The sequence below is a fragment of the Nonomuraea sp. NPDC049480 genome, assembly GCF_044465905.1.
Taxonomy (GTDB): Bacteria; Actinomycetota; Actinomycetes; order Streptosporangiales; family Streptosporangiaceae; genus Nonomuraea.
Genome location: NZ_JBITMD010000007.1, coordinates 125986 through 142145, shown reverse-complemented (window position 1 = coordinate 142145; position 16160 = coordinate 125986). Strand labels below are relative to the sequence as shown.

The following is a 16160-nucleotide window of genomic DNA, read 5'->3' as shown; positions in this document are numbered from 1 at the left end:
CATGGCGGACACGAGGGAGCCCCGCGGATGGGTGTCCCCCAGGACAGACCTGGTGACGGCGCTGCTCGGAATCTGGTTCGGGGTCGGACTGATGATCGACGCCTGGGCGCACAGCAACCTGACGGAGCTGGAGACGTTCTTCACTCCCTGGCACGCGGTGTTCTATTCCGGCTTCGCCGTGGTCTCCGGCTGGATCATCTGGCAGGTGTGGCGCAACGTGCGCGCCGGCCGGCAGGGGCTGGCGGCCGTCCCCACCGGCTATCTCGCCGGGCTGGTGGCGATTCCCGCATTCGCCGCCTTCGGGCTCGCCGACATGATGTGGCACACCATCCTCGGCATCGAGACGACCATCGACATCTTCTTCAGCCCGTCACACCTCGGCCTCGTCGTGACGATGATGCTCATCATCACGACACCGCTGCGCTCGGCGTGGAACGCCCCCGATGTCGGCGCCCGGCCCTCGCTCGGCCGCCTGTTGCCCGCGCTGGTCGGGCTCGCGTTCGCCACCACGCTGGTGTCGCTGTTCCTGTCGTACGGCGACGCCTTGCAGTACCGGCCCCAGGTAATCGTCCAGGCGTTCTCCTTGGCGCAGGACTCGGGCGCCGTGCCACGGGGCGCCGGCCCCAGACCTGTCGCCGTGGGCGCCGATCGGGTGGCCGTCGCGATGGTCGTCACCAACGTCGTCATGCTCAGCCCGGTGCTGTTCCTGGTGCGCCGCTGGCTGTTGCCGTTCGGCTCGGTGACCGTCATGTACACGATCATGGCGCTCATGCCGGGTGCCCAGACGGCCTTCCGTAACCTGCCGATCCTGTTGTCGTTCGTGGCCGCCGGGTTCGTGAGCGACCTGCTGATCCGCCGGCTGCGGCCGTCGGGTGAGCGGCGCGCCGCCTACTGGACCTTCGCCGGGCTGTCGGCCTTCGCCACCTGGTCGCTGTACATCGGGGTCGCCTCAGCCACCGGGGGCGGCCTGCCTGCCGTGCCCGAGCTGTGGACAGGCGCGCCGGTCGTCGCCGGGCTGATCGGGCTGGCGCTCGGGGCGCTGCTCCTGCCCAACGCGGTCACTGCCGAGCCGGTTCCGCACGGCGCGGCCGTCGCCGAGTGTGCATGATCCGAGTTCTGTGCCTCGCCGCCGCCCTCGTGCTGGTGCTGGCCGTCCCCACCGCTGCGCACAACGTCACGGCGGGGGCGGACCTGCGATCAGGCCTCATAGCTCCAGGCCGTCCCGGAACCGCGGTACTCCCTGACCGGGATCGGATCTACTCCGGGGCGCATTCTGGCCCGATACAGCCTCCCCGCGAGGTGGTCGACTTCGTGCGCTACCAGACGGGCAAGTCCACGCTCGAACACGGAGACGCAACGGACGCCCTCAAGGGTGTCGTAAGCGACCCGGAGGGCCAGCGCCCGCGGCACGAGCCCGCGGACGTCGAAGAAGCTGAGGCACCCCTCGAACTGCTCGTCGGTCTCCGTCGACTTCTCAAGCACCACGGGATTGAGGAGGACCAGGGGCTCCCGCCCAGGTGGCCGGACGATGGCGGCGTCCAGGGCGATCTCGCCGAGCTGCCTCCTCATCGTTCTCGCATCTCTTGAGCGGGACTCGAGCCGTCCGGACGAAGTCCTCTTGGCCTAGATCGCCTGGGTGAAGCGGGCGAGCAGGTCCCGGAAGGAGTCGCGTTCGTCCGGGGTGAAGGCGTCGGCGATCCTGCGCTCGATGACCACGGCCGCCGCGTCCGCAGTGCGTAGTGCCTCGCGCCCCGCATCGGTGAGGTGGGTCTCCAGCATTGTGCGATGCCACTGATGCGGGCTGCGCTCAATCAGGCCGTGCTCCAGCAGGTTCTTCAGCACGACGGTCATGGCCTGTGGGGTGACGAGGCATTCCCTCGCCAGGGCGGCTGCGGAGATGCCCGGGTTGGCGGCCAGCACCAGCAGGGCGGCGTATTGCGGCACCGTCAGCCCTGCGGTCTTCACCGCCACGTGCTTCGCCGCCATGAGCCGCTGCTCGGCGCGTTTTACTGCGAAGCCGAGCCGCTCCTCTGCAGGCATGTCCATGCACGGAGCCTACAAGTCATTCTCACTCTAAGGGTATTTATGAGTATCAAACCTTTGATACTGTGCTCGCATGTCTGTGATTCCGGAAAGTCACCTCGATCTGCTGACTCGCCCCTTGTACGCTCACTTGGCGACGCTGATGCCCGACGGCACCCCGCAGGTGACGCCGGTGTGGACCATCTGGGATGGCGAGTTCCTGCGCTTCACCACCACGACTGACCGGCAGAAGGGGCGCAATGCGAGCGCTCGCCCTCACGTTGCCATCTCGATCAACGACCCTGGCCAGCCGTACCGCTACCTGGAGGTCCGCGGCATCGTCGAGCGAATTGACCCTGACCCCGAGGGCGCCTTCTTCGACGTGCTCGCCAAGCGCTACGGGCTGGAGTGCGAAGCGCCGGTCGGCGACGCCGAGCGCAGGGTCGTTCTCGTTGTGCGGCCCACCCGCCACACCAGCCAGTGACACCGTGGACGGGATCTTTTCATCGATCGACACTGGCCCCGATCGCCGGCGCGATCGGTGAGTTCCGTCGTGGCTCATGATGTGCGCCGGCGGCGGGGCCGACGGGCGTTGGTGCTGCGGTCAGGCCGGCGCACATCGAGGAGCGGGCTCCGTCCCTTCATGGGTTGGATCAGCGGTGGAGGCGAGCGGTCAAGCGGCATGGGTCTGCTGCCGTGGATCTACGGATACCTCGAGGACGGTGGCGTGGGCGCCGTCCGCGTCGATGAGGTGTTCTTCCACCGTGGGACCTGTGATGGCCAGGTGGTGGCGGTGCAGCCAGCCGAACAGGTCCTGTCCGGCGAGGACTACGCCTGCTGAGGGTGGAACGATGGCTCGCACGACGGTGCGAGCGGGCAGGGTGAGCTGCTCGCCACCGCGATCGGTGGTCACCGCGGCGACGAATCCGCCCGTCGGCTGTCCGCGAAGCCAGGTCAGCAGGGTCGCCGGCGGCGGTGGGCAGATGGTGGCCAGTTCGGATGGGTGGTCGAGTCGCATATGACGGACCCGTAGTCGGCGCGGGCCCACCGTGGTCTGCTGGGGCAGGATGGACATCGGCGTGGCGAGGTGGTCCTGAGCGTGGGCGGCGGTCGCGGTCAGCGCGGCGATGTCATGCCGGATGCTCGTCACGATCTCGGTCAGCGCCTGTCGCAGCTGCGTCTCGGGAGCCTCCAGCAGCTCGGCGATCTGACGCAGCGGCAGTCCGAGGCGCTGCAGTCCGCGGATGCGTTCGAGCCGGGACAGCTCGGCCACGCCGTACCAGCGGTAGCCGGTGGCGCGGTCGACCGTGGTGGGGACCAGCAGTCCGATCTTGTCGTAGTGGCGCAGCGTGCGTTCGGACACGCCGACCATTCGCGCCAGTTGCCCGATCCGCCACATAGCGTCCCCTTTCTCTGGCATGTTGACCTTGTCGCTGCGTCAGGGTTCTACCGTCACGGTCCATGACTGATGTGAACCCTCAGAGCCGGCTCACCGGCGTGCTGCTGCTGACCTCGCTGGTGGCTATGATCTCCGGTGCGGCCATCGTGGTGCCATCAGGGTTGACCCTGAATCCGTCCGATCCCGCCGCCGCCCTGGCCGCCGTAGGCCGGCAGGTCGGCCTGCACTTGACCGAGCTGGCCTTCGACGTGCTGGGCTGGCTGGCACTGACCGCGGCCGGTCTGGTCATGGCTGCTCGCTCGGCCGAGGCACTCAGGCCGTACACGGTGACGCTCGCCGGTGGCCTGCTGGCCGCCGCCGGGCTGGCGGGTCTGCTTCACGACGCCGGAAACCTGGCATTGACCCAGTTGGCCGCCGGCCCCGCTGTTCCGGCGGCCGCGACTGTGGCCATGGCGGTCCTGCTCACCGCCAAGTGGGGGGTCAACCTGGCCGGGCTGCTGTGGGTCGCCGCCACCGTGGCCGGAGCAGTTGGTATCCCGATGCCCGCCGGGCTTCGTATCACCGGCGTGATCGCCGCGCTTTCCGGCCTGGCCGGCGTTGCGCTTCCGTGGACGACTGGGACCGACGGTCCGACGGCGGCGCTGGAACAGGCCGGGTACGCCCTCCATCTGCCGATCATGCTCTGGTACGCGGTGCTGGGCCGGCGGTATCTGCGTCGTCAGAAACCAGCGCCCGAAATCGCGGTTCCGCATGACGCTACCGAGCCCCCTGATGCGATGCACACGTGACCCTGCAGGGTCGGCGAACCGTCGGCCGGGCGGACGCGGACTGTGCGATGGTGATCTTCATGATCTGGGCGACGATGTTCCGCTTGGTGCTGATCGCGGCTGCGGTGGTCGGCATGGTCTATACGTGGATCGCCCTGGCCAGCCCGCTGAACCCGCTCGTGCTCTTCACCGTACAGAGCAATCTGTTGCTCGCGGGTTATTACGCCTGGCGAGTGGTAAGCAGGCGGCCGCCTTCGGCTGAGGTCAAGGGAGCCGTGACGCTCTATATCGTGATAACAGGGCTGATCTGGCATTTTCTGCGTATGCGCGGGGCGAACCCATTCGAGCACCTGTTCCATTCCGGTCTCGGCCTCGGCAACTTTCTCCTCCACTATGTGACACCCGTCATGGCTGTGATCGACTGGCTGGTCTTCGATCGGAGCGCCCGTCGGCCTAGATGGGCGGCCGCTCCCGTATGGCTGGCCTATCCGACGGCGTATTTGGTCTTCGCCCTGGTGCGGGGGGCTCTGCTGCCTCCACAGGCATGGAAGCGGTACCCCTATCCGTTTCTGGATGTGGTCAGGTTCGGGTACGGCGGAGTCGCGCTCATGGTCGTGGTCGTGGCTGTCTCGTTCGTACTGCTCGGTTATGGGCTCATCGCCCTGCACCGCCTCGTCAACCGTGCCGACCGTACGGACGAAGAAGCGGCGGCGATGTGAAGGCCCCGAAGCCCTCGGACTTCCGGGGCCAACGCATATTCTCCGATCGGGGGCAGCGGACGTGACCGACCTTCAGAGCGTCGCTGGGCCGGACAGGGCGGGGATCTTACGCTGGATGAGGTCGGCCATGGCGGCCTGTCCCTGCTGGTTGAGGTGCAGGACCGCGTCGATGCCCTCCTGGCCCGGAGCGAGTGCGTCGAATCCCCGGTAGAAGGGCGGCTCGGCCTGGCACAACGAATGGCCCTCGAATTCGGGCCGGAGATCGACCGAATTCATATAGGGGCTGACGAACCGGACGTTGACCCCCTGCGCCTTGGCGGCCTTCGTGGCATTTCTCAGTGTCGCGTCGAGTTCTCTCGCGATCTGGTTGCCTTCCACCCGCTCCTGCGCGGTGAACACCTGGCTGTCGCAGATCGGGTCCAGTGTGACGCCCTCGGCGTTCTCCCCAGGTGTGACCTGCTGTCCGTACCCGGTCAGTATGATCTTGGCGCGCGGGCTGCGGGTCTTGATGTCGATCAGGAGAGCCGTCAGCTTCTCGCCCATGGCCGGTAGCAGACCTCTGATCGTCGTGGCGGGCGCGCCCGAGCAGTCCGCCTGGATGCACAATCCGCCGAATCCCGCGAAGTCGATATCGCCGGTGCCGATGCTCAGCATAACCACGTTGGTGTTGCGCTTAAGGGCGTCGAACTGAGGGGGCTCGCCTTTGAACGATTGCCGCAGTGTGCTGATCGCCGAGCCGCTGCAGGTGACGTTCGTGAAATTCACCTGCTTGCCCCGCCGGCGGAGTTCGTCGGCGATGACCGAGGAGTAGGAGTTGGCGCTGCGGAAGCAGACTCCCTCGGTGCCCGGTTCGTAGTTACCGGCACCGGTGCCGGATCCATAGGAGTCACCCATCGCCACTAAGTTCAGCGATGTGTGAGATTTGGTCTCGGCGACCGCCGTAGCTGGTAATACACTTAGCGTGCCTATGGTGAGAGCCGCTAGCAATGATTTCATGTCGGCATCGTAGTGATATGCGGCAAGGAATGCGATGAACTCAGCGTGTTCACGCGTTGTATATCTTGATATGCAGAGCGCATTTCGGCGCATCGTCGCAGGTGAGCAATGTCTAACGTGCCCGCTGTGAGATCGTTTGGGAATGGATGACAAGGGGAAGTCCATCGGGTTGGTGATCGTTCTCAGAGATTCGGCGTGATCTGGAGTCGTCCCTGCTCACCGCCCTGGCCGAGAGCCGGTTCTCGACAGTGCTGATCCGCCCTCCATGGCGTACCGTTCTCGATATTTCTGCACTCAACCTCCCCAAAATCCGATAAACCTCGGCGTGGTTCGGACGATCGGATACAGGTGTGAGGTTCTTTGTCGCCCAGATGGTCCGCTTCGCGTGGGCCGAGGCCAAGTCGTGCGCGTTCGCGGCCGCCCTGTTCGCGGGGCTGGCCGCTTCGTCTGTCCTGCCGCTGCCGATCCCGCGCTATGACGCGCTGCTGGTCTATGCCGTGGCGGTGACAGTGATCCTGCGTGCCCTGCGATGGGAGAGCAACCAGGAGACAGCCGTCATCGCCGGGTTCCATCTGGTCGGGCTGGCCTTTGAGATGATCAAGGTACGGCTCGGGTCATGGAGCTATCCGGAGGATGCCTACACCAAATTCGGCGGGGTACCGCTGTACAGCGGGTTCCTCTACGCCGCGGTGGGCAGCTACGTCTGCGCGGCCTGGCGGATCTTCTCGTTGCGCCTGGTGGCCTACCGAACGGTGCCGGTGACCCTGGTGGCACTGGCGATCTACGTGAACTTCGTCAGCCAGCACTGGTGGATCGATCTGCGGATCCCGCTGGCCCTCGTGCTCGTCCTGGTCACATGGGGGACGGTGGTGCATTTCACCGTGGGCGAGCACCGATACCAGATGCCGCTGGCCCTGTCGCTCGCCCTCATCGGGTTCTTCCTGTGGGTGGCCGAGAACATCGCGACCTACCTCGGCGCCTGGCAGTACCCGTACCAGCGGGATACCTGGCAGTTGGTCCACCCCGCCAAGTTCGGGGCCTGGGCGCTGCTGGTCAGCGTCACGTTCGTGATGGTCGCTTCCTGGCAGGCGAGCCGGGGACGGCTGCACCTGCCGACGACCTCCCGCGGCAGCTCCCTCGGCTGGGCGCTGCCGCTGCGCCGCGTCCCTCCTCAGGCCTCCGCAGACGGATGAGCGGCATCGACAGGCCGGCCGGAGGAGCAGGTCCTAGGTCGCTGCTGCCGAACAGCTAGCAGACGCCGGGCAACTTACACACCTTCGCAGCCATCTTCCTGGCGTCTTTGGTCAGTCGGCCGGGCTCGTGCATTCCCTCGTCGGTCGTGTAGATCATCAGTGCGCTGCCCCTGCGCGCGGCAATACCCGTGATCGTCTGGTTCACGCTGCCGTCCTGCCAGGTCTGATAACCCATGCCTATGGCCTCGTCTCCGGCCTTGGCCTTACTCGTCCGCCACTGGATCTTGAGTCTGGGCTCTGACGGGTCGCCCTTGCGCGCGCACCGCTTGACGTCGGCGCGCAGGCGGGTGAGCGCGGAATGGGCGGCACGAGGGGTCTTGTAGATGACGAGTTGTTCGGAGGAGCCGCTGGGGGCGCTGGTCCAGTGCGTGATCGTGCGGGCGGCCACCCGGTCGCGGTCGACGGCGCGCCGGTGCCCGCACGGGTTCAGCTCCAACGGCTCGGTGAGCTTGTCGCTGATCTTGTAGCCCTGTTCGTCTGCCTGATGGGGGTCCAGGTGCCGGCGCGCGTCGCGTTCGGTGAGCAGGAAGTTCTTCGGAACCTCGGTCACGGTCGCCGGGGAAAGGACCAGCAGGAAGGAGAGCGTCACGTTGATCACGAAGAGTTGGATGCCGGTGGGAACGGCTTGGTTCTCAGTTCTCTCGCCAGATCGGCTCAAGCAGGTCGGGGTTGCATGTGGCCCATCGGGGCGGCAGGGCTGAAGAGGACGGGGAGAGACTCCAGGCTGCGGGCCCACAACGAAGGGCGCCAGCGGAGCGACTCCGGCGACACCGCCAGATGAAGGTCCGGCAGCCTGTCGAGGAGGACTTCGACGGCCGACTTGGCGATGATCTCCCCGAGCTCGGGGGCGGGGAAGGGGCAGCCGTACTCGCCGTGGCTGAAGGACATGTGCGCGCGGTTGGCGCCCAACCCCACCGGATGTGCGGCGGGCTGGACCTGAGGGTCGGTGTTGGCCGCGGCGAAGCCGAGCACGACGAGGTCGCCGCGGCGGATGCGGCGGCCGGCCAGGTCGCAGTCGCGTACGGCGTAGCGCGAGGGCATGCTCATGGTGGGCGTGTCCTTCCACAACACCTCGTTGAGCGCTTCGCCGACGCTGCTGCGGCCGCCCTGCAAGGTCATCGAGAAGTGGTCGTCCACGAGCATCAGCCGCAGCGTGTTGCAGATCCAGTTGGCGCTGGCGCCGTGGGAGGCGCCCACCAGCACCATCAGGTCGGCGGCGGTCTCCTCGTCGGTGAGCCGGGCGGCGTGCGCCAGCAGGCGCGAGGTGACGTCGTGGCCCGGACGGGCACGCTTGACGGTCACGAGACGTTCCATGTGGGCGTAGACCCGGGGGAACGCCTGGGCCGCCTCCTTGCCGCCGTCCAGGAGGTTGTGGATGTCCTTGATGAGGTCCGGCAGGTCCACCTCCGGCATGCCGAACAGGCGGGTGACGACCTCGGCCGGAATACGCTGGGCGTACTGGGGGACGAGGTCGGCTTCGCCGTCGCCGGAGAACCGGTCGATCACCAGGTCGGCGACGTGCTCGCAGATCCGGGTCAGCTCGGTGCGGTCGATGGAGTCGAGGGCGTCGCTGACGGCGTCGCCGCGGCGCCGGCGTTCCTCGCCCTCGGAGTACATCAGGTTCGGCTGCCAGGTGACGTACAGCCTGGCCGGCCAGTCCTCGGGAAGCCGGTGGAGCAGGTTCCAGCGCCTGGGGTCGCGGCCGAACAGCTGCGGCTGGCTGGTGACGAAATGCAGCTCGCGATAGCCGATCACGAGCCAGGCGGGGATGTCGGCTTCGAGCAGGATCGGGACGACCGGCCCGTACGTGCGGCGCAACTCGTTGTGGTACGCGGCGGGGTCGTCGTGGATGGGAGCCTCGGGCAGGCGCACGGCGGCGGCGTGCTCCGGGTAACCCTCCATCAGCTCCTCCATCGGCGTCACGGCGTGCTCCCCTCGTACTGGTGGGTGAGGTGTTCCATGAGGGTGATCAGCACGTGCTTGCACGAGCTGCGCTTGCGCGCGTCGCACTCGATCAGCGGGACCTCGGGCGGCAGCGAAAGCGCTTCGCGCACGTCCTCCAGCGAAGGTCCGTCGGTGAAACGGTTGACCGCGACGACGAACGGCATCCGGTGGTGTTCCAGCCGGTCGATGGAGTACCAGGAGTCCTCCAGGCGGCGGGTGTCCACGAGGACGACCGCGCCGAGGCTGCCGGCGAACAACTGGTCCCACACGAACCAGAACCGCTGCTGGCCGGGCGCCCCGAACAGATAGAGCACCCGGCTGGCGTCCAGCGTGATGCGGCCGAAGTCGAAGGCGACGGTGGTGGTGAGCTTGGCGCGTACCCGGCTCACGTCGTCGACGCCCACGCCCGCCTCGGTCATGACCTCCTCGGTGCTCAGCGGGCGGATCTCGCTCACCGAGCCGACCAAGGTCGTCTTGCCCACGCCGAACCCGCCGACGATCACGATCTTCAGGGCGTCTACGGCTGTCTCCCGTAGCGGAATCCGAGTCGGGAGCCGGTCAGAGGTCGCGGAGTGCAATGAGTACCTGCTTCAGAGTCTCGGCGTCGGGACGGCCGGCACGGCTGGCGGCCGAGGGGTGGCGTACGGTGATGCGGTTGGTGTCCAGGAGGTCGCGCAGCAGGATCTTCACCACACTGACCGGCAACCGCAGCTCAGCGGAGATCTCCACCACCGCCATCGGCTGCCGGGCCAGCCGCAGGATCTTGACGTGCTCCGACTGCATGCCGGGGGTGGGCTCGCATTCGCCGACGATGAGGGAGACCGGGTCGAAGGCGGTCTCATCGGCGCGCGTACGGCCCCCGGTGACCGTGTAGAGCCGGTCGGGATCCTCGCGGTCGACGGATCGACCGGTCATGGAAGCTCGCTGCTTCCCGCCGCCTGTCTCGGCGCCGCGGTGAGGTAAGTCCCGATCTGCTCGACCAGCTCGTTCATGTTGTGCGCGATCAGCCCCACGTCACCGTCCTCGTCTGCGAGTACGGCCAGGTGGGCGCCGTCCCCGGCCGGCACGATGAGCAGCATCCCGCCGGCGAACTCCACCATCGCCTGCCCCGCCCCCACGTCGTCGCCGAACTCGGCGGAGGCGCTCAGCGACAGGCTCTGGATCCCGGCCGCGAGCGCCGCGAGCTGATCGGCTGAGTCGCGCTGCAGACCGCCCGTGAAGCACATCTTCAAGCCGTCCCTGGTCAGCACCAGCACGTGCCGGATTCCCGGGGTCTTCTCCCTGAGGTTCTCCAGCAGCCAGTCAAGGGTCTGCGTGATGTCGGTCGTGCTCATCGAAACGCCAATCTCTCTACGTGGTCACGAGTCGCCTGGTGCCGGGGCGGAGGTGCGCCCGCGGCCGCCGGCCTGGCGGAACGCGGCGAATCTGGCGGCCGCGTCCTGACCGCTCCGCGTGGGCCGGGCCGCCGGCACGCGCGTGCCCATGGCCTCACTCCGCGAGGCGGACGCCTTCATCGCCTCCGCCAGCGTCTGCCCGCGCCGCCGCTTGGGCAGCAGGTCGCCGCTCTCCTCCGGCGCGGGCGTGTCCGACGCGGCCGCAGGCTGGGCGGGCGGAGGCTGGACAGGGGGCTCGGCGGGAACCCTCGGCTGAGTGATCAACCGGCGCGGGATCAGCATCACGACGCCGGTGCCGCCGCGGGCGGACGGCCGGAAGCTGACCGTGAAGCCGTACTTGTCGGCCAGGCGGCCCACCACCGCCAGGCCCAGCCGGGTGCCGGACAGGGTACGCAGATCGAGGGGCTCGGTCACGAGCCTGGCGGCGTGGCGGCGCTCACGTGCTCGCATGCCCAGGCCGCTGTCCTCGATGATGATCACGATGCCGGCGTCCTCCTCGTCCACGTACACGTGGACCTCCGTGCCGTGCGCCGAGAACGCGGCGGCGTTGTCCATGAGCTCGGCCAGCGCGTGCATCACGCCTTCGGCGGCGTACCCGGCGACGGCGGAGGTGCTGGTGGAGTGCGGGCGGATGCGGCGATAGGCGCCGATGCGGCCCATCGCGCCACGCAGGATGCTCTCCATGACGATCGGACGGGTCCACCGCCGCCCGGAACGGCCGCCGCTCAGCAGGGCGACGTTGTCGGCCAGGCGGCCCATCTGGGAGGCGCGGTGGTCGAGGTCCAGCAGGTCGGCGAAGATCTCTTCCTGGTCGCCGTACTGCTCCTCCAACTCGCGCAGGCGGGCGAGCAGGCTGGTGGCCTGGGCCTGTACGCGGGCGGCGGCCCCGGCGCAGGCGGCCATGACCGCGGCGGCCTTGCGCTCGCCCCCGCCGAGATGGCGGGCCGTCCCGGTGAGCAGGCCCCGGAGCGGGGCGAGCTCGGGAACGCGGACCTTGTCCAGCGCGGCCTCGGCGGTCATCCGGTCTGCCTGGATGCGTTCGACAAGCTCGGGCAGGGTTTCGGTGGTCAGGCGGGCGATCTCGCCCACGGTCGCCGCATGGGCGGCCTCGGCCGCGGCGTGGGCCGCCTGGGCGGCGGCGCGGTCGCGTTCGAGCGCTCCAAGTTCCTGTCCGGCCATGGCGAGCAGGTGCCGCAGCGCGCCGTCCGCGGGCTGAGGGACGCCGATCAGCGCGTTGGGCATCAGGGCGCCCGCGCGGAGCCGGTGTGCCAGCGCGGGCACCGACTCCTCGGCCGTCCGCAGCGTCTCCAGCTCCAGATGGGCCAGCCGGCCTTCGGCCTGCGCGACCCGATCGCGCAGCACGCGGGCGGCGGCGACGAAGTGGACGATCGCGGCGGCGGCGCAGGCCAGCAGGAGGGCCGACCCGCCGCCGGCCAGCGCCATAGGTCCTCTGGCCGCGACGGGGGACGCCAGGACCGCCCACAGCCACACGCCGACCATGACGATCGTCATGCCTAAGAAGGCCAGGACCGCCGTTTCCTTCGGTGAGAGCCTGCGCTGCGGTGCATCTGCTGACATCGGCTGTCCTCGGGACGGTGGCGGCGAAGCGTGGCGGCCGCGTCGAACGTGGTGCTTCCCGGGCGACACGCGGCGGTCCGCTGTCGCTTCGCGACGGAGCGCGATGGGAAATTCACGGTAGCACCACGTGTCCCTGCAAGAACAGACAACGATCTCAGAAGCACCGGTTTCAGGAGTAACGGAACACTGTTACACCGGCGCCGGCTCAATCCAGTTCCTGGAGCCTGGCCAGCTCCGACGCTTCGACGGGACGGAACGTCCGGAGCATGGCGATCAGCTCTGCCTCGGGCACAATGCTGCTCTCCACTCGTACCAAGGCGTTGGCGGTTGTCGCGAACACCGAAGTCTGGACCTCTCCGTCACGGACCCACACGCCTGGCGCCGCCTCCCGGCATTCCGACGTCCCGTGGGGGTCGCGCCAAGGAAGGGACGTCACGCAGGCGACCTTGGGCGGGGCCGCGAACACCGGTCCGACGGCGACCTCGACGGCGTGGGCGTTGTTCTCGTCGGCGTACCAGAGCTGCAGCCAGGATTCCGAGTCGGACGCGTACACGAGCTGGTGGTCCGGCAGCACGGGCGCGATGAGCGGGATTCCGGCGCGGGCCAGCCTGTCGGCTCGTGCCGTCTCGGCGATCACGCCCTGTGCCGACCACACGGCCAGGTACGCGACGGCGACCCCGCCGGCCGTCAGCGCGCGCAGCCGGCGGTGCACCGGCATGACCAGGCCACCGGCGGCCAGGTAGCTGGTCGCGCTCAAGGCCATGAAGATCAGGCACATCTTCCAGTCGCCCAGGTACGTGTCCTCGGGGATCTCCAGGAGGGGGAGGTTGACGAGGGCGAACGCCGCGGTGACGCCCGGGCCGACCGTGGCCACCCCCGCCCAGCGCGGCAGCATGCCCCACCACGACAGGAAGAACCCCAGCGAGTAAGGAACAACCAGGAGTCCGAACAGGTCGAGGATCCCGATGTCCGGCCCCCGCCAGCAGAGGAGGATGAACTGCGTCAGCCCGACTACCGCCCCTACGAGGGCGGCCCGCATCGATGCGTTCATTGTCCGATCATGCCGTACGAAATCAGTTAATTGTGGGAATTGCCTGATTCGACACCCGGACGCGGGGTGACCGGCAGTAGCGGCTTCGGCGTGACCTGCAGCCTGATTACGCCATCGCGCTCCGACCAGGCATTCCATACGAGCCAGTCCTGCCCGACCTCGGCCGCGCTCACAGGCTCGTATGACAAATGGAAGGCGCCTTTCTTCCCGTCGATGAAGTTGATTTCCGGATTGTTGGGATCATTCCTGACCCGCTGGTAAACGACCTCCAGGTCGCGCTTGCGGGCCTCGGCGAGCACCTGGCTCACGGGACGGTCCTCCACCGGGACGCCCTGGAGCATCTCGCCCGGGTCGGTCGCGTGGGCCGCCGCCTGGTACTGCTCGCCGGGCGCCGCCGGCCTGCCGAGCTCAGTCCGTACCCGGCCCTCGAAGCCGACGGGGACACGGAACGTCAGATGGCAACCGGCCTGGCCGATCCGGCAGCCTTCGGGTTCGAGGCCGCCGCTGAACGTGCCGGACTGCTGCGAGCCGGTCATGACCAGGTCGCCGACCCGGGCGGGCGAGGCCGGGACAAGCAGGAGGTCGACGTCCAACCCCACGGCGCCGAACGCCTCGCGGTACTTCTCACGCTCGGCGAGCGGATCCTTGATCCTGGCCACCCAGTCGCCGCCCTCCTGCCTCACGTCGATGGCCGAATTGGCGTACGACGTCGCGTTCCCCGGCGGCAGCGCCGACACGACCAGGGCTGCGGCCACGAGCCCCGCCGTCACCGGCACTCCCACCAGCAGACGGCGCAGGCCTGCTCGCGGGCGCCTGTCCGGCTCCTCCGGCTGCCAGCCGAGGGCCAGGGCCAGCTCGTCGGGGTCGCGCAGCGGGATCTGCGACCTCATCCGCTTCAGCGACTCGATCTCATTCATCAGCGGTTCCTCCAAGCGCGTCGCGCACCTTCGTACGAGCCCTGTTCAGCCGCGAACGCACGGTGCCCACCGGAATGCCCAGCACGTCGGCGACCTGCTGGTAGCTCAGTTCGCCCCACGCGGTCAGCAGCAGCACGTCGCGGTCGCCCTTGCGCAGCCCCGCCAGCGCGGAGGCCAGGCGCGGGCTCTCCGCGGCGGCGCTGACCTGCTCGGCCACCCTGTCGGCGTGGCTCTCCAGCGCCGGGTCCACGCCGGTCCGTGCCAGCGCGCGCAGCATGCGCAGTTCGGAGCGGTAGTGCCGGCGGATCAGGTTGGTGGTGATCCGCCACAACCACGGCCGGACGTCGCCCCGGGCGGGGTCGTACGCGGACCGGGCCCTGAAGGCTGTGTGGAAGGTCTCCGCGACGATGTCGTCGGCGAGATCGCTCCCGAGGCGGCGGGCGGCGTAGCGGTGCAGCGGCGGGGCGTGTCGGCGAAACAGGTCGCCGAAACATCGGGGATCCTCGAGGGACCGCGCTACCAGCAGCGCGTCGTCCCTCTCGTCGCCGAGCACCTCAGAAGAGCCCATGGATGTCCTTGTCGCCGTGCGTCCGGGTTTACATCGGCTACTAGCCCGACGCCGCACCACCGGTTCACGGTCACTGACCGGATGCGCCCGAGGACCCGAACCAGCGCCGGGCCGCAGGCAGGAGCAGCAGCCAGCCGGCCAGCGCCAGCATCGCCGCGCTGTAGGCGAGAAGCAGGAACAGCATGGCGTCGAACGTGGCGAAGAAGGTGCCGACCAGGATGGCGATCCCCACGAGACCGAACGCCACCTCGAGCGTCATGATGAATCTGACCGTCCTCACGGTTGCTGGCATTCGGTCCGTCCCGGTGATTTCGGTCACCCTGTCATTGTGGCGGACAATGACACTTCCGTGACTGAGATCAGCGTTGCGAACTGCGCGTTAACCGGTTGTTTCGGCCGGACGGCTATCAGCGGGCGGCTGATGCCACAGGTGGACAGCTGGATTTTCGGGACAGATATTGGAGATGAGCGGAGGTTTCCATGAAGGCACATCTTGACCATCTCGTCTGCTGGGTCGCCGACCAGCTCAGGTCGCTGCATTTCTACACGGAGGTGATCGGCCTGCCCGGAGTGCGGGCCGAGGAGTTTCGCGAGGGGAAGGCGGCCTTTCCGAGCGTGCGTGTCTCTGGCGAGAGCATCATCGACCTGATGGCGTATGACGCCATCAGAGGCGTCGACGAGGGCACCGGCGTGCAGGGCAGCGCCGGGCATCCGATCAACCATTTCTGCCTGGCCGTGAGCAGGGAGGATTTCGACGCGCTCCAGGTCCGGCTGAAACAACACGGAGTCGAGATCACGGGCACCGGCACCAACTCGTTCGGCGCCCAGGGCATCGCCCCGGACGCCATGTATTTCCCCGACCCGGACGGCAACGTACTGGAGGTCCGCTACTACGAGTGACCGGCTCTGCGTAGCTTCGCGCGTGCGGCGCGGCGGACCAGCGGGCCCATGTCGTCCAGGACCGTCACCAGCGCGGCGAGCTCCTCCAGCGCGTTCAGCGCGTGGTCGGCGCCCTCTGTGTCCACGCCCTCGTACAGCTCCAGGCCGACGAACGCCGCCGCCACCGCCTTGGCCAGACCCGACACGTCCACGAAGTCGGCCAGCGGCGACTTCGCCAAGACGCGGCGGAGCGCCTGCTCCACCTCCGCGATCCACAGGTTGAGGCCGGCGGTGGTGGCGGGGGCGAGCTTGGCGTCGGTCTGGCTGCCGGCCAGGAGCTGGGCGAGCGCCGCGACGCTGCCCTCCGCGCGCTCCTCTGCGTGGAGGGAACGGCCCAGATCGAGGAGCTCGCGGAGCGTGGTCACGGCGGCGAAGCGGTCGCGGTAGAGGGCGATGCGCTGATGGGCGCCGTGCTCGCAGGCGGCGGCGAGGAGCTGGTCGACGCTGCCGAAGTGGTAGAAGACCAGGGCCTGGTTGACGCCTGCCGCGGCGGCGATCGTCCGGGCGGAGGCGCCCGCGATGCCCTGCTTCTTGAGGGTCGCGAGCGCGGCGTCGAGCAGCTTGGTACGTGTGTCGGCCACCAGGTTTCCTTACGTGGTCAGCGGCGGGCGTC

Annotated in this window: 21 protein-coding genes; 6 read left to right on the top strand and 15 right to left on the bottom strand. The window is 68.3% G+C overall.

Going from position 1 to position 16160, the window contains the following annotated elements:
* Window positions 1-31: 31 nt before the first annotated feature.
* Window positions 32-1108 (top strand): hypothetical protein, encoded by a 1077-nt coding sequence (locus tag ACIBX3_RS21755; protein WP_397119618.1) that lies wholly within the window; start codon window positions 32-34, stop codon window positions 1106-1108.
* An 89-nt stretch (window positions 1109-1197) separates the two neighbouring features.
* Here ACIBX3_RS21755 and ACIBX3_RS21750 read toward each other — a convergent pair whose 3' ends face one another.
* Both ACIBX3_RS21750 and ACIBX3_RS21745 read right to left on the bottom strand, forming a co-directional pair.
* Window positions 1198-1569 carry a peptide deformylase gene (locus ACIBX3_RS21750; protein ID WP_397119616.1) on the bottom strand — a complete coding sequence of 124 codons (372 nt, stop codon included), beginning with the start codon at window positions 1567-1569 and terminating at the stop codon, window positions 1198-1200.
* A 54-nt stretch (window positions 1570-1623) separates the two neighbouring features.
* Complete coding sequence (locus ACIBX3_RS21745) at window positions 1624-2046, bottom strand: MarR family winged helix-turn-helix transcriptional regulator (RefSeq protein ID WP_397119614.1); 423 nt, start codon at window positions 2044-2046, stop codon at window positions 1624-1626.
* 70 nt (window positions 2047-2116) lie between these two features.
* Between ACIBX3_RS21745 and ACIBX3_RS21740 the strand changes: the two genes are divergently transcribed.
* Complete coding sequence (locus tag ACIBX3_RS21740; RefSeq protein WP_397119612.1) at window positions 2117-2506, top strand: PPOX class F420-dependent oxidoreductase; 390 nt, start codon at window positions 2117-2119, stop codon at window positions 2504-2506.
* A 189-nt stretch (window positions 2507-2695) separates the two neighbouring features.
* Here the strand turns inward: ACIBX3_RS21740 and ACIBX3_RS21735 are convergent, their stop codons facing one another.
* Entirely contained in the window at window positions 2696-3421 is a 726-nt protein-coding gene (locus ACIBX3_RS21735) for a MerR family transcriptional regulator (RefSeq protein ID WP_397119610.1), read from the bottom strand.
* 98 nt (window positions 3422-3519) lie between these two features.
* On the opposite strand from ACIBX3_RS21735, the gene ACIBX3_RS21730 reads away from it, so the two are divergent.
* Together ACIBX3_RS21730 and ACIBX3_RS21725 are read left to right on the top strand one after the other, a co-directional pair.
* Window positions 3520-4209 (top strand): hypothetical protein, encoded by a 690-nt coding sequence (locus ACIBX3_RS21730; RefSeq protein WP_397119608.1) that lies wholly within the window; start codon window positions 3520-3522, stop codon window positions 4207-4209.
* On the top strand, window positions 4206-4907 hold the full coding sequence (locus ACIBX3_RS21725) for a Pr6Pr family membrane protein (RefSeq protein WP_397119606.1): 702 nt from the start codon (window positions 4206-4208) through the stop codon (window positions 4905-4907). The genes ACIBX3_RS21730 and ACIBX3_RS21725 overlap by 4 nt, the downstream gene beginning before the upstream one ends.
* Before the next feature lie 72 nt (window positions 4908-4979).
* On the opposite strand, the gene ACIBX3_RS21720 is transcribed toward ACIBX3_RS21725, so the two are convergent.
* Window positions 4980-5903, bottom strand: coding sequence for an SGNH/GDSL hydrolase family protein (locus tag ACIBX3_RS21720; protein ID WP_397119604.1), 924 nt, complete (start codon window positions 5901-5903; stop codon window positions 4980-4982).
* A gap of 350 nt (window positions 5904-6253) precedes the next feature.
* On the opposite strand from ACIBX3_RS21720, the gene ACIBX3_RS21715 reads away from it, so the two are divergent.
* Window positions 6254-7096, top strand: coding sequence for a DUF817 domain-containing protein (locus ACIBX3_RS21715; protein ID WP_397119602.1), 843 nt, complete (start codon window positions 6254-6256; stop codon window positions 7094-7096).
* 55 nt (window positions 7097-7151) lie between these two features.
* Here the strand turns inward: ACIBX3_RS21715 and ACIBX3_RS21710 are convergent, their stop codons facing one another.
* The 10 genes from ACIBX3_RS21710 to ACIBX3_RS21665 all read right to left on the bottom strand — a co-directional run bounded on the left by ACIBX3_RS21710 (window position 7152) and on the right by ACIBX3_RS21665 (window position 14867).
* Window positions 7152-7754, bottom strand: a complete 603-nt coding sequence (locus tag ACIBX3_RS21710) for a hypothetical protein (RefSeq protein WP_397119600.1) — start codon at window positions 7752-7754, stop codon at window positions 7152-7154.
* A gap of 56 nt (window positions 7755-7810) precedes the next feature.
* Window positions 7811-9070, bottom strand: coding sequence for a cytochrome P450 (locus ACIBX3_RS21705; protein WP_397120238.1), 1260 nt, complete (start codon window positions 9068-9070; stop codon window positions 7811-7813).
* 5 nt (window positions 9071-9075) lie between these two features.
* Window positions 9076-9678 carry a GTP-binding protein gene (locus tag ACIBX3_RS21700; protein WP_397119598.1) on the bottom strand — a complete coding sequence of 201 codons (603 nt, stop codon included), beginning with the start codon at window positions 9676-9678 and terminating at the stop codon, window positions 9076-9078.
* Window positions 9659-10015 carry a DUF742 domain-containing protein gene (locus tag ACIBX3_RS21695; RefSeq protein WP_397119596.1) on the bottom strand — a complete coding sequence of 119 codons (357 nt, stop codon included), beginning with the start codon at window positions 10013-10015 and terminating at the stop codon, window positions 9659-9661. The genes ACIBX3_RS21700 and ACIBX3_RS21695 overlap by 20 nt, the downstream gene beginning before the upstream one ends.
* On the bottom strand, window positions 10012-10434 hold the full coding sequence (locus tag ACIBX3_RS21690) for a roadblock/LC7 domain-containing protein (protein WP_397119594.1): 423 nt from the start codon (window positions 10432-10434) through the stop codon (window positions 10012-10014). Before ACIBX3_RS21690 ends, ACIBX3_RS21695 begins: the two co-directional genes overlap by 4 nt.
* A gap of 24 nt (window positions 10435-10458) precedes the next feature.
* Window positions 10459-12072: a sensor histidine kinase gene (locus tag ACIBX3_RS21685; protein ID WP_397119592.1), complete on the bottom strand. Its 1614-nt coding sequence runs from the start codon at window positions 12070-12072 to the stop codon at window positions 10459-10461.
* A 205-nt stretch (window positions 12073-12277) separates the two neighbouring features.
* Window positions 12278-13123, bottom strand: coding sequence for a hypothetical protein (locus ACIBX3_RS21680; RefSeq protein ID WP_397119590.1), 846 nt, complete (start codon window positions 13121-13123; stop codon window positions 12278-12280).
* A gap of 26 nt (window positions 13124-13149) precedes the next feature.
* Complete coding sequence (locus ACIBX3_RS21675; RefSeq protein ID WP_397119588.1) at window positions 13150-14040, bottom strand: hypothetical protein; 891 nt, start codon at window positions 14038-14040, stop codon at window positions 13150-13152.
* Complete coding sequence (locus ACIBX3_RS21670; RefSeq protein WP_397119586.1) at window positions 14033-14608, bottom strand: RNA polymerase sigma factor; 576 nt, start codon at window positions 14606-14608, stop codon at window positions 14033-14035. Before ACIBX3_RS21670 ends, ACIBX3_RS21675 begins: the two co-directional genes overlap by 8 nt.
* Before the next feature lie 70 nt (window positions 14609-14678).
* Complete coding sequence (locus ACIBX3_RS21665; protein WP_397119584.1) at window positions 14679-14867, bottom strand: hypothetical protein; 189 nt, start codon at window positions 14865-14867, stop codon at window positions 14679-14681.
* Between the two features lie 221 nt (window positions 14868-15088).
* Here ACIBX3_RS21665 and ACIBX3_RS21660 point away from each other — a divergent pair, with 221 nt between their 5' ends.
* Window positions 15089-15508: a VOC family protein gene (locus ACIBX3_RS21660; RefSeq protein ID WP_397119582.1), complete on the top strand. Its 420-nt coding sequence runs from the start codon at window positions 15089-15091 to the stop codon at window positions 15506-15508.
* Here ACIBX3_RS21660 and ACIBX3_RS21655 read toward each other — a convergent pair.
* Window positions 15499-16128: a TetR/AcrR family transcriptional regulator gene (locus tag ACIBX3_RS21655; protein WP_397119580.1), complete on the bottom strand. Its 630-nt coding sequence runs from the start codon at window positions 16126-16128 to the stop codon at window positions 15499-15501. The two genes, ACIBX3_RS21660 and ACIBX3_RS21655, sit on opposite strands and share 10 nt — an antisense overlap.
* Window positions 16129-16160: the final 32 nt, after the last annotated feature.

Bases quoted from the DNA above. Each gene is read 5' to 3' on its own strand.
- ACIBX3_RS21750 (WP_397119616.1), bottom strand. From the start codon at position 1,569: ATGAGGAGGCAGCTCGGCGAGATCGCCCTGGACGCCGCCATCGTCCGG.
- ACIBX3_RS21745 (WP_397119614.1), bottom strand. From the start codon at position 2,046: ATGGACATGCCTGCAGAGGAGCGGCTCGGCTTCGCAGTAAAACGCGCC.
- ACIBX3_RS21740 (WP_397119612.1), top strand. From the start codon at position 2,117: ATGTCTGTGATTCCGGAAAGTCACCTCGATCTGCTGACTCGCCCCTTG.
- ACIBX3_RS21735 (WP_397119610.1), bottom strand. From the start codon at position 3,421: ATGTGGCGGATCGGGCAACTGGCGCGAATGGTCGGCGTGTCCGAACGC.
- ACIBX3_RS21720 (WP_397119604.1), bottom strand. From the start codon at position 5,903: ATGAAATCATTGCTAGCGGCTCTCACCATAGGCACGCTAAGTGTATTA.
- ACIBX3_RS21705 (WP_397120238.1), bottom strand. From the start codon at position 9,070: ATGGAGGAGCTGATGGAGGGTTACCCGGAGCACGCCGCCGCCGTGCGC.
- ACIBX3_RS21695 (WP_397119596.1), bottom strand. From the start codon at position 10,015: ATGACCGGTCGATCCGTCGACCGCGAGGATCCCGACCGGCTCTACACG.
- ACIBX3_RS21690 (WP_397119594.1), bottom strand. From the start codon at position 10,434: ATGAGCACGACCGACATCACGCAGACCCTTGACTGGCTGCTGGAGAAC.
- ACIBX3_RS21685 (WP_397119592.1), bottom strand. From the start codon at position 12,072: ATGTCAGCAGATGCACCGCAGCGCAGGCTCTCACCGAAGGAAACGGCG.
- ACIBX3_RS21680 (WP_397119590.1), bottom strand. From the start codon at position 13,123: ATGAACGCATCGATGCGGGCCGCCCTCGTAGGGGCGGTAGTCGGGCTG.
- ACIBX3_RS21675 (WP_397119588.1), bottom strand. From the start codon at position 14,040: ATGAATGAGATCGAGTCGCTGAAGCGGATGAGGTCGCAGATCCCGCTG.
- ACIBX3_RS21670 (WP_397119586.1), bottom strand. From the start codon at position 14,608: ATGGGCTCTTCTGAGGTGCTCGGCGACGAGAGGGACGACGCGCTGCTG.
- ACIBX3_RS21665 (WP_397119584.1), bottom strand. From the start codon at position 14,867: ATGACGCTCGAGGTGGCGTTCGGTCTCGTGGGGATCGCCATCCTGGTC.
- ACIBX3_RS21660 (WP_397119582.1), top strand. From the start codon at position 15,089: ATGAAGGCACATCTTGACCATCTCGTCTGCTGGGTCGCCGACCAGCTC.